General features: G+C 36.2%; 10 protein-coding genes. All 10 read right to left on the bottom strand.

Features of this window, described 5'->3' with window-relative positions:
- Positions 1-1,125, bottom strand: coding sequence for a glycosyltransferase family 4 protein (locus JXR92_RS10970; protein ID WP_119992788.1), 1,125 nt, complete (start codon positions 1,123-1,125; stop codon positions 1-3).
- Positions 1,126-1,155: 30 nt separating this feature from the next.
- Positions 1,156-2,709, bottom strand: coding sequence for a hypothetical protein (locus tag JXR92_RS10965; RefSeq protein WP_131226093.1), 1,554 nt, complete (start codon positions 2,707-2,709; stop codon positions 1,156-1,158).
- Positions 2,669-3,559 carry a hypothetical protein gene (locus JXR92_RS10960; RefSeq protein WP_131226092.1) on the bottom strand — a complete coding sequence of 297 codons (891 nt, stop codon included), beginning with the start codon at positions 3,557-3,559 and terminating at the stop codon, positions 2,669-2,671. Before JXR92_RS10960 ends, JXR92_RS10965 begins: the two co-directional genes overlap by 41 nt.
- A 58-nt stretch (positions 3,560-3,617) precedes the next feature.
- Positions 3,618-4,775 (bottom strand): hypothetical protein, encoded by a 1,158-nt coding sequence (locus JXR92_RS10955; protein WP_131226090.1) that lies wholly within the window; start codon positions 4,773-4,775, stop codon positions 3,618-3,620.
- Between the two features lie 39 nt (positions 4,776-4,814).
- Positions 4,815-5,360 (bottom strand): acyltransferase, encoded by a 546-nt coding sequence (locus tag JXR92_RS10950; RefSeq protein WP_119992796.1) that lies wholly within the window; start codon positions 5,358-5,360, stop codon positions 4,815-4,817.
- On the bottom strand, positions 5,357-6,445 hold the full coding sequence (locus tag JXR92_RS10945; protein ID WP_119992798.1) for a polysaccharide pyruvyl transferase family protein: 1,089 nt from the start codon (positions 6,443-6,445) through the stop codon (positions 5,357-5,359). Before JXR92_RS10945 ends, JXR92_RS10950 begins: the two co-directional genes overlap by 4 nt.
- A gap of 13 nt (positions 6,446-6,458) precedes the next feature.
- Positions 6,459-7,919, bottom strand: a complete 1,461-nt coding sequence (locus JXR92_RS10940) for a lipopolysaccharide biosynthesis protein (RefSeq protein ID WP_131226089.1) — start codon at positions 7,917-7,919, stop codon at positions 6,459-6,461.
- 83 nt (positions 7,920-8,002) lie between these two features.
- Positions 8,003-9,103, bottom strand: coding sequence for a Wzz/FepE/Etk N-terminal domain-containing protein (locus JXR92_RS10935; protein WP_138345536.1), 1,101 nt, complete (start codon positions 9,101-9,103; stop codon positions 8,003-8,005).
- 37 nt (positions 9,104-9,140) lie between these two features.
- On the bottom strand, positions 9,141-11,561 hold the full coding sequence (locus JXR92_RS10930; protein ID WP_119992803.1) for an SLBB domain-containing protein: 2,421 nt from the start codon (positions 11,559-11,561) through the stop codon (positions 9,141-9,143).
- 413 nt (positions 11,562-11,974) lie between these two features.
- Entirely contained in the window at positions 11,975-12,469 is a 495-nt protein-coding gene (locus JXR92_RS10925; protein WP_120138577.1) for a UpxZ family transcription anti-terminator antagonist, read from the bottom strand.
- Between the last annotated feature and the right edge of the window lie 50 nt (positions 12,470-12,519).

Below are 12,519 nucleotides of genomic sequence, written 5' to 3'. Positions count from 1 at the left end.
CTAATGAATTAATCTAATCACATCACGTGCTATATTATCCCATGAGAAACGATAAAGTGATTTTCCTATCGGTTCATATTGTTCATATTCATCTATCAACCGACATATAGCTTTTTTTATAGAGTTCTCATCATAAGAATCAGCCGCCTCACCAATCTTTTCTTTTAACGTACCATCAATACCTTGTCCTCGAGTATAAAGAATAGGTAGCCCTTGACTAAGTGCCTCGATATAAACCAAGCCAAAAGTCTCACTATGCGAAACCATCACAAAAATATCAGATTCAGCAAACACTTTACATAAATCTTTTTTATCTAATATTTTTCCCTTAAACGTAAACAATTCCGGATGAAGCTTACAATATTTCAAGACCCTTTCATGTTGATTACCTCCTCCGCCAACCAATGTAAGATGTAAACCCTCATAACGAGATGAAAGATTTTCAACGACTTTCATTGTAGCAAGAATATTCTTATTATCATTAAACACCCCTATAAAAAGTAAACTTCTTGGAATCGACGAAACATGTTTACTTTTCGCATGCTCTATCCAATAAGATTCAATTCCATTAGGAATAATTTCCATCTTTCCTTGAACATTTTTTTTTACAGGAAGCATTATTTTCTTTTGAAAAAAATGCCGAGAAATAGCCTCTGTTATAAATGTCACCTTATGCGCACATCTTAACACATTCCAAGCTAATGGCCAGACATGAACCATATATTTCATATAAAAATTAACATCAGTCGCCCTTACAGCTATTACATAGGGAATACTATAATTCTTATATAACCGATATGCTACTGCCCCTTCAGAAAACAAAGTAGCAGCATAAACCATATTTACACTCTGTATATCAATATGACTAATTAGCCATGAAGTCTTCCGTTCTATTTTAAAGAAAAAGTCATACTTGTATTTTTGGGCTGATTCATCTAATTTATACAATAACGTCTGATAATTTATTCCTGTATATGTTGAGCGTAAATCATTTGAAAGAATATTATTTCGTAATACCGCATACACTATTACATTTATACCTTTACCTAAATCAACAATATGCTTGCACAACTGGTGGTGCACTTTAGAGTAAGGATAGTCTTCAGCTAAATAAAGAAAATTCATGTTATTTTACAGTTTAAAGACTTTTATATATTATTTTCCACTCTGCACAACAATAGGAGATATTTTATTTGAACCTTTCGTAGATAATTTCTCCATTTTATAATCAATTACATCATCGGTAAATAAATCAATATTTGATATTTTACATACAACTGCATCAGAAGATATATCAATTTTATTAAGAACTATTTGCGATATATATCCAAAAGATATTGGTAGTCTTTGAGTATCAGATTTAAATATATAGCATTCTTTTAAAGGTTCTTTAAACTCTATTTGACAGTTATCTATCTTTATATTAGGAAGGCATTTTTTTGCTAATTCAAATCTCTCATTTTCTTGTTTGGGTATCCCCATAATATAAATTATACCATCATTTAAAGAGGTCATTTTCATTATGCAATTTTCAAAAAACAAATCGAAAGGAGTATAAGCATTATAAGACGAGGTCAATAAACACGGAATAGCTGCATCAAAGACACAATTACGGTAAGAAATTTTACCATAAATAGAAGAGTACTGATTATAAAGGCGAAAAATAGTACAATTCTCAAAATCTATATCACGTCCATAACAATGGATATCAAATCTATTTATACAACAATCTTTCAAATGAGCTACATTAACATTATTATTTCCAAATATCCCCCACTTACCATCTCCTTTCAGCCTTAATATCGTTGTATTCCAAAGATTATTAAACATTATTCCATAGCCATATCGTTTTAACTGAGAGTAGGTTCCATTAATAACAATATCTTTAAGCAAGGAATTTGTACAATTTTGCAATGATATGGCAGCATCTCCATAGAGAGCATTCACAGGAGTATTTATAATTACATTACTAATAGTAACCCGATTCTGATTTTCAATAAGAAAACAGCGAGTCATACAAGTACTAGATTCCATCCTATTTATTGTAATACCATCTATAATTTTTTCATTCTGATCTACACTACAATATTTGAATTGGGGCTGTGATGCCAAAGTATTATAAGAAGCTACAGGAGAATTCACCACCTTGGCATCCGATATCAAAAGTACATCTTTACGCATAGCACCATAAGCATACCCTATACGATTTTTTACCCAAGGAGTTTTATCCTCTATAACCAACAATTTATCACCATATTTAAACTCTTCCCGATGCAAATAACTTAAAGAACAAAATTCCTGTTTTGAAATAGAAATAGGAATCAAGTTCTGGTTCATTTTAAATAGATAAATATTCTTCCTTTTATTCGTTACATTCAGAATCAATCCTTTAAAATCCGTATTATATCCCAAAGGAATACTACATCCATCTATAGGAATCTCAATATCCAACTCCTTTATTCCTGTATAATCTACTGTCAATCCTTTCTCTAATGCAAGCTTATGTGTTGTTAATAAAATTCGATAACGCTCTATACCCGTTTTTGCCTGCGCCAATCCATAATCTAAAGGAGAAATTTTTTGTGCAAAAAGACTTAAAGGCAAAAAAAGAAGAAAAAGAACAATCACCCTCATTTCATTTAAGTATGATATCTGAATTGCCCGCATATCAATTAAATTGTTTGAACGGATTAAGTCCATTTCTCTCATAATATAAAATAGTATTACGCAGTTGGCTATCCGTTAAATTATTTTCTCCTCCGTTACTAGAATACAACATCACATCTCTTGTATTTAATACAGGCAATATACCTTTGTAATTTTTTACTACAACAATCTCCGTATTTTGCAAACGTATCATTGTATTTAACCATAAATCATCCTCCAATGGACATAAATCACAGGCAAGTGCTATATTTAATGTATCCCGATAAAGACTAGTACCAGGCATTGGAAATAAAGTTCCTCCTCCTGTTCCTAGAAAGATATCTTGTCCGCCAAACTTTGTTTTATAAATACGCGACCATTTTAAACTAGATTTTATGGTCATATTACTATCCCATACAATACTTTTGGCATAACGACATATAACACTTTTAGGATAAAGTTCATGATACTGCACCAAAGTCTGGATCATAGTCGTAGGATAAAATATATCATCATCAACCGTTATTATAAGATCGTCAGGATAAGCTTGCATCACATAATAATATTTTTTGTGCGATCTAATATCTCCCTCCACGAATCTAATATCCAATCCTCTCGCTTTCATATTCAGAAGGGAATCTGGTAAATCTTCTTCTAGTCTGGGAAATTGTACTTTTGATAAATATAAGATAACCTTGTCCGGTTTTATACTCTGACTCAGAATTGTTTCTATCACCATCCATAGTTTTGAAATGCGATTAGGAAAGGATGTTAAACTAACAACAATTTTTTCCGTACGTTCTCCAATAAATAAACCATAATGTTTTCTATTAGATAAACAATAAGGCAATATTCTATTAGCCAAAACACGTACTGCATATCGCAGCAACGAATTTATCTTTAATTTATCCAAAAGGTAACTATCATTAAATGAGATAGAATAAAGTCGATTAAAAAGATTTACCATTATATTATTTTGTTTTTCGTAGAGAGGCTGTAGCACAAGAAAATATCAAAAATTGCCATACAGTAAAAGCAAAAGGACGTTGAAGAAATGATAAAATAAAAAGTAAATAAAAAAATAAAATATCTGGATTTTTTTTTCCAGCTAATATATAATAAGCAAAAAGCAAACAAACTATTGAAAGAAACCCATATTCTATTATAAATAATTTATATGATTGCCCCTCTTTCAGCTGCTTATCCATCATTTTATTATAACCAATGCCCAATAAAGCTTCTGGTGTATAAACAAAGGACTTATAAAAACGAGAAGCCTGATATCCTGTACGATTATCTAAGTTATCCACCCCTCCTCCAGATATCCGTTCCACTACAGAATACTGAAAAGCCAAATTATCTTTTAAGGTTGAATAAGCAATGAAAGCAAGCAATAAAAGAAAAAATATTGATAGTAGAATTTTTCTTACACTCTTCAAAGATTGAAATAAATACCCCATGAAAGTTAAAATATAAAAGGCTAATGAAAATGAAAAAAATGCACCTATCAATATTATCAAATTGCTTTTTCGCTTAAAATCGTACTTATTAGCAAATAAAACAAATGCAGAAAGAGTTCCTAACACTCCTGGTTCATCAAACATTGAATAAAAACGAAATGTATTTGCAGTAGCCATTGTGACAAATAACAAATAGTTATTCATGGGATAAACACTTCCTTTAAATTCAGAATTATCAATTTCTCCGAAAGAAGGAAACTCAAATACAAAAACATGGATCAACCATGCAGGCAATGATATACTTATTATACAAGCTAAAATTTTGGTAAATATATCCAATGCTTGTACTTTTTCAGATTCATCGAGTCCTAATGCTAAAAGAAAGCTCATGATAATGAGAACATTGCTCGCATGAAAGCCTACAAATAAAGGATGTATCAGAAAACATATACACAAAAAAATAAAAGCACTCCAATATTTCAGCAACATTGAAGCATTTACTATAGAAGATACTTTAATTCCAAATAGGACTATTAGCAAACAATAAGATATTGCTGTTCCTTTACCTCCCCACAATGGCCATATAGGATTTAAGCATAAAATAATGACTGCAACGATTAAAGATACAACACTATTTTTATTATACTTTACACGGAAAAAATTCAGCATTTTCTAAATGAGCATAAGCTAAACGAAATTCCTAACATCTCATACATTAGTTTTCCTCTTTTTTATAAGCTTCGAAGGGACTCCACCAACTATAGAATACTCAGGAAAATCCTTGGTCAGGACACAACCTAACGCTATAATAGTACCTTTATAAACATGACGTCCATTTGTAAAAGAAACATTTCTTCCAATCCAAACATCATCTTCTATTATGGTCTGTTTATGCTCTGAATGTCCTTGCAAAATCATAGGAATATTTGTAGCATCAAAAGCATGGTCAGCTTGAAGAATATAACAATTTGGTCCCATCATTACATTTTCACCTATGATTGTGTCATTAGGTATAGAGGAATTTATTCCTAATCCACTATTATCACCTATAATAATATTAACTCCAGATCCAAACCAAGCCTTACGTTCTATATTGACATTTTTTCCACATTTCCTGAAAATATGTTTGCAACAATTGTAACGTAATCGCCTACAATATTTACCTATAATAGGTGTAGTAGAAGCTGGAAGATAATATAAGAAAGAATAATATAATGCTAAAAATATAATCTTCTTTGAAAAAGTCATCCTCATTCTCTATCGTTTTTTAATGAATCTAAAAGAAAACTCAAAGATTTTTTACGTAATATATTTAATTGACTAGTCACTTTATCATAATCTATATCATTTTCTGGCAAATTATCGTCAGATACAATACGATCTGTTAGTCCTAGCTGAGTCAGCACTTCTGATACACGTTCAATATTTCCTCCATTAACAGAAATAAAAGTTTTTCTAAAAACAAGAGAAAGGGCTGTTCCATGAAAAGAAACACAAACTACACACTCCGCATATTTTATCAAACTTAATAATTCTGGAACAGATGCATCTATTATTTTAGCTTTCTCATAAGTATTACGAGTACTCCGATTACATGGAGCAACAACTACAATTTCGGCATTCAAGATTGCAGCTTTTTTCTTTGCAATTTGCATTAAATTAGAATTTTTCCCAACAGCATAAACTAAAACATAAGGATACTCAACTATACGTTTAGGAGTTATGCTCTCTAAGATACAAGGATTAGCCATTAATGTCGGATCAAGTACCACAGTTGCCTCATATCCATGTTTATTGACAAATTCCTCAAGTCGCTTTTCACGTACCCCAATCCTATTAAAACAAGAAAGCCATTTTGAAACATCCAAAAAACAATGACTATCAAAAAGCTCTTTTACACCACTACTAATAGCATATCCTATTATCTCAGATTGTTTTGAACAATATTGCCCCCAATAGACCAAATCAGGACCATCGGTAAGAATTGGGTTCCATACCTGATCACTGCCAATAATAAAATAATTATAAGGAGCTGTCCTTAAATTGATTGCTGTATATCGCTTTGACAAAACAAGAAATTCTGTTCTAAATTTATTAAAATTAGTGGCACGATGTTTATAAGATGGGAAAAAACGTAATACTCGGAATACAAAAAGAAATGGATGATATAAAAACTCAGAAAAAGAAAACGGATGCATTCTACTTTCTATAAGGGGATTCCTATAATCTACAATTTCCACATCAAATCCAATGCGACGTAACGTTTCTTGCAAACAATAAGCCTGTAATACAGCACCATAATTATTTGCATTATGAAAAGTCAATATTCCTATACGCATAATTAGTTGTTATTTAATGAAATAATTTATCCACGCCCCTCAAAATATATTTTTTTGTAGTAGAGCGTTCCGAAGATGTTAATGCGATAAAAAAAGTAAATATTGATAATAATAATACTGCAACAATAGAAGTTACAAAAAAATGAATGACAGCATTAGGGATACATTTCCCAATGAAATAGACAAAAATAAAAGAAAGTAAACCAATCATAAGCAAAGGGAAAAAAACATTAGCCATATAATCAACCACTTTATATCCCATTAACTTTTCCAAAATAAAACTACGAATAATAATCGTCACTAACGAAAGTACTATTGACACAATCATTGTCACTTCTGGAGCACATCCCCAAAATAATAAAATATATGACATTGGTAAGTTTAAGATCATTAATCCACCTGTAATTATTTCAAATTTTTTTATACGTCCTGTAGCTAATGCAGCAGCAATGGCAGGTCCATTTACAGAATCAATAAGTGCATTTATAAGAACTAATTGTGTAAAAAGTACTGTATAATCAGGTATCTGATTTAACCATAAATTTAAAACAAACTCCATATTCATTAATATAGGGTAAGCCAATATAGCAACAAGAAGAAAACAAATCTTAGAACTACGTGATAATAAAATATACATCTGATTTAACTCATTTGCACCATATAACTTATAAATCTGAGGCTTTACTGCTACAAAAAAACTATTAGTTAAGCTATCAACCGCCACACTCACTTGGAAAGCAATAGCACGAGCACCATTTACTACGGGATTGAAAAAGGAGTTTAACAAAACATTTACACCTTGATTTCGTACAATAACGGAAACAGCACCTATTAAATGCCATCCTGAATAACTCGCTACTTCGCGTATTTTATCACTTTTCCATAAATAAGAATAATGACTTTCTGGATACTTACATTTACAATAAACATAATAAAACAAAGTTATACAGCTTGTTGACAAAAACAGTAATACTGCATACAATATAAGTCTATCTACATCACCAAGGCTTAAAAGGAAAACGATACCAAGCCTTAACAAAACTTCTATTATAGATATATAAGCATAAACAGACATCTGTTCATGAGAAATAATCAAAGCATTATAAGGAATGGAGAAACTAGAAACGATGAATGTTAAAATAGAAAATTGATAAGTCCAATTCATTGCAACAATCCTATCCTGTGGAATAACTAAACAGTTATTGACAAACCAAAGCCCAATAGTTTCTGCAAAAAATATAACTACTAAAATGAAATACAAATAAACTGTTAAATTCAAGCGAAATAAAATTGATATTCCCTCCTGATTTCCACGACCTATTTCATAAGAGAAATAGCGTTGACATGTAGAAGATAATGTACTATTTAAAAATGAGACCATAGCTACCACTCCCCCTACGACATTATATATACCAAAATCTTCAACTCCTAATACCCCCAATATAATGCGACTTGTATAAAGAGATACTACCATAATTAGCAGCATTCGAATATATAGCATCAATGTGTTCTTGGCAATACGCCGATTATCCTTCAATGCAGATGACATATTTACACTCAAAACAAATCCTTACTTTTTAAAGCTATTATTATATCCCTCCCTAAAAATATCCAACTCATACATCCCATCATTGTCACAAACAAAGCACTTATTAATATTAATATTTTACTAGGCCGAGAGGGAGCAATAGGTATTGTCGCCGGCTCGAGCACCGTATAAATAGGAGTAATTTCCTGTACCTTCGCCTCAGCCACTTGCAACTGCTGTGCAACACTTGTATATACTTGATAGGCAAGATTCATTTCATTCTCCAATCGTACTTGTTCAGCACGGTAACTCTGAAGAATAATATTTTTGTTAGTATCAGAGAACTTTGCATAATTCTCCTGTGCCGTCTCATATTCTTTCTTTTTACGTTCAAAAAGTTTCTTTTGGAACTCAAAATCCTGACGAGCTTTATTTGTACGGTAATCCGTAACATAGCTCTGCAAACGATACATTACACTATCTGTCAAACAGGCAGCAATACGAGCATCCTGCATCGTAACAGACAAAGTGGCAAGCCCCGTCTTCTTGTCAACAGAAACACTGATACTATTACTCAAAAGTTTTGCAATGGATGATTCTTTTACTGTCAAGTGAAAAGGGTCAAGCTTTGTAATTCTATCCTCATCCTTTTCATCCTTAAACAAAGAAGCCACCCATCCAAGAGCCTTGAAAGGAGCAGAAATTATCACACTCCACCAAGGAGAACGTTGATACTTGTCCAAATAACAATAAAGTGTAGTATCTATTATCCCCTCCAGGTCTTTCACTGGAATATTGAAAAGACCAGTAATAAAGGGAGTCGAACTCACAATATCGGGATACAAATCAGGATAGATAGCATCAGCACCAGAAGAAGTATTTATATTAAATCCTGCCATGGCAGCAAGAGAAGACAATCCTCCCCCACTTTTTCCATCCGACAACTCCGGAGCAATCGTAGCTGTAGCTGTATATTCTTTCGGAATACTGAAAGCAATCACCAGTCCCACAATCACTGCATAGCTGCAACACTTCAATATCCACCTGCGCTCTGCCCAGACCTTCAAGGCAAGCTCAAGCAAATCAATCTCCTCTTCCTGTGAATGTTTATTCTGCTGTCCGTCATTCATATCAGCATTCTTTCTTTTTATATCTTCCACTTGTTTCTTATTTAAAAGTATTAGCCAAAGTAGCCACCATCGCCGCAATCGTCGCAGTCATGGAGCTTATACCCATAATCTCGGAAAGTTGGAGACGCTTCCTCTCAGACTTCGTGGGAACCACAATCTCACAACCCGGCTGGATTAAATCACTGTCACTCTTCTTAGCACGGGCTACCGTACCGTTCAGATAAATAATGTATGCCTTCTTCTTTTTCGCATTCTCGCCATAGCCACCTGCCATATTGATATAATGTTTCAGTTTGGCACCTTTCTCCCAAGTTACTGTATTAGGATACATCACAGAACCGCTAATCTTCACCGTATTGACGTATTCAGGAATATAAACGATATCTCCCTCACGCAGGATAATGTCATAATCACTACCCGGATGTGACAGAGCCTTTTTCATGTCAACGCCTACCGTGTAAGTGTCGGAGATAGCAAGCTTGTTCACTGCAATGCTATCGGAACCTTCACCGCTCTGTGCCATGCGAAGCACATCCGTCTCACGCCGACGTTCCTCATCATTACGCTTGCGAATCAAACGTCCCCCCTTTATATATGCCGCCGGAGTAATTCCGCCTGCACGACCTATCACATCACTCAGACGTTCATTCTTCTTCAACAACGAATAGCTGCCGCTGAAAAGCACCTCACCCGCAAGCGTCACCATGCGCTGAACTTGGTAGGCAGGACTGCGACGAACCTGGACTACATCGAAAGGTTGCAGGCAGAAACTACCGGCACCCGTCAGAAGACCGTCCTTGATGTCAAAGGTGAATGTCTCCGCAAGCTTGCTGCTATAGGCAGTACTCTTGGGATCCTTGATGCGGCGCGTCACGCTCACACAGGTAGTGGCGGCAGCCTCGGTAAGACCTCCCGCCTGGACAATCATATCCTCTATCGTTAAGTTGTCGGAGTACAGGAAAGTACCGGGATTGAGCACCTCACCATAAATGGAGACCGTCTCGCTCTCCTTCAGGTCATGGATACCGGGAACATACAGATGGTCGTTCTTCTGAAGGGGTATATCAGAAACCGTACCGTTCATAATACCCTCCAGATCAACGGCAACCATTTCGTGCGTAAGATCTTCACGCTCACGGTCCAGAAGGACACGGGCAAGGAAAGCATCTCCCCGGAGTCCCTCAGCCTTCTTTATCAGCTGCTTCACCGTGTTCACCTCACCGTCCAACTGATAAAGCCCCGGACGATAGACGGCACCACTGACCTCAACCTTGTTCTCAAAACGGTCGAGTACGGCGTCAACCGTCATTAAGTCACCGTCGTCTAAACGGAATACGGAATAGTCCATCTCATCCACATTATATACTTGATGTTCACGTCCGCTTTTACGGATGATGCGTACAGCCTTCTTATAGGCATCTCCCATAAAGCCACCCGCATACTTCAGTAAGGAAGCAACCGTCTCGGCAGGCTTCATTTCATAATACATGGGACGTTTCACCTTGCCTACTATCTCGACCAACGACTGGTAGGGACTCACGATAATCACATCGCCCTCCTGCAGACGGACATCGTCATTCATCTTGCCCTGCATGATGAACTCATAGACGTCCAAATGCTCTATCGTCTCTCCGTTACGAACCAGACGGATGTCACGCAAGCTACCGATATTATTCACACCACCGGCACGGTACAAGGCATGAAAAACCGTGGAAAAGGCCGAAAGTGTATAAGTACCCGGCACCGTGACCTCACCCATAATATGAATCTGAATGGTACGTATATCGCCTAAAGTCAGACGGATCTGTGAATTGGGATCCCCCCCTCCGATACCGGAATAGATCTTGGACAGTTCCCGTTGCAGATAAGCGTTGGCTTCTTTAACAGTCATGCCGTTCAGATAAACGGGACCGAGGTCTTTCACCTGGATACTTCCCTCGGGACTAATGGTCTGGCGGATGGTATTCTCGGAAGCTCCCCAGATATCTATGATCACCTCGTCACCGGGCCCCAGCCGATAATTTGCCGGAGTAGCCAGATTCACACTAGGTTCAAAGGAGAGATTACGGTTCTGGAACAGATTATGACCGAAAATCTGTATGCCGGCAGCCTCAGGGGCGGACTGGCTTTCAAGTCTCTCATTAACAACCGCTTTCTGATCATCCAGTTCGGCAGCCTCGTAGGATTCTCCCACAGCAATCGAACGCTTGCGCATCTGTGAGGAAGCTTCGGAACCCGGGACAGCAACACCCGAGTTCTCATATTTATCCTTGATGCGGAGCACCTGTTCGCGGGTCACCCCACGGCGCAACAGTTCGGCAGTCATCTGCTTCTGAGATTTTCCGGCTGCCTGTGCTTGTTTCACATATTCAACCACTTGCTCGTCGGACATGCGCTGGGCATAGGCAGAACCGAAGAAAATGAAAAGACATAAAATCAGAAATAAGATTCGACGCATAGTTTAATGTTTGTTAGATTCTTATATGTCACACACTGAAAAAATCAAACTAATCCGGGAAGGTGGAACCAAAGGTGATTTATATTTATTACTTCGCGTAGTAATGAAAGAGTTAGTACCACGCTTCCCGGATATTCAATAGATATTGGGCATCTACTAAAGGGGGTATAACCCACTTTGAATTATATTTTTAATCAAATAATAAGTTATTTTACTATATTCATTGGCAGAAATGCCATATAATCCGTTTCTCTGGAGACTATTTTTCGTAATACAATGTGTGGAATCCTTTTCACTCATTACATGAATATATCACTTGTATGTTTAGTTCTATATGCCTTTAACTTTTCCCGTGTCTCCTGCATTCTCCACTCCATTTCTTTTTTTGCCTTTCGAGAAAACTTTCACCTGTTTTAGTCCTCAAGATATTCCCACGGATAGGGATTGTCAACTACATTCCGGAATTCCTCGACAGCTTCCTGCTGTTCGGCAGTGAGCGATGCGGAGTCCCAGGAAGAAATAATCTTCCGGGCTTCGTCGGCCAGGGGCTCATCGAACACTTCTCCATAACAGGCAGTAAGCAGACGGAGTTTCAACAGCGAGGCGGGAAGGGTATCAAGGAGATTCCAGCAACGGTTTAATATCTTCTGGAGGTGATCCTGCTTCTCGCCATGGTCAATGAACGATGCGTTATAACCCATCAGGAGAGCAAGACAGACGTTTGCTTGTTCTTCCGTAGTAGTACCTCGGGCACTGGAACCATACAAAGCCGCAGTCAAGCGGTAAACCTCACCGTTGCGGCGGGAAAGGTCATCACTATAGATAGGACTACCGTCCATACCTAAATACATCAGTTCGTGCGCAGCACGCTGGAGATTAATTGCTTCTTCGAAAAGGGAGGAGGACATTTTTTGAATTATGAATTGTGAACTATGAGTTGTAAATTATGAATTATAAT

The sequence above is a fragment of the Bacteroides parvus genome, assembly GCF_017309675.2.
GTDB classification, from domain to species: Bacteria; Bacteroidota; Bacteroidia; order Bacteroidales; family Bacteroidaceae; genus Bacteroides; species Bacteroides uniformis.
The sequence above is the reverse complement of the archived record's forward strand: the minus strand, read 5'-3'. Positions and strand labels throughout refer to the sequence as shown.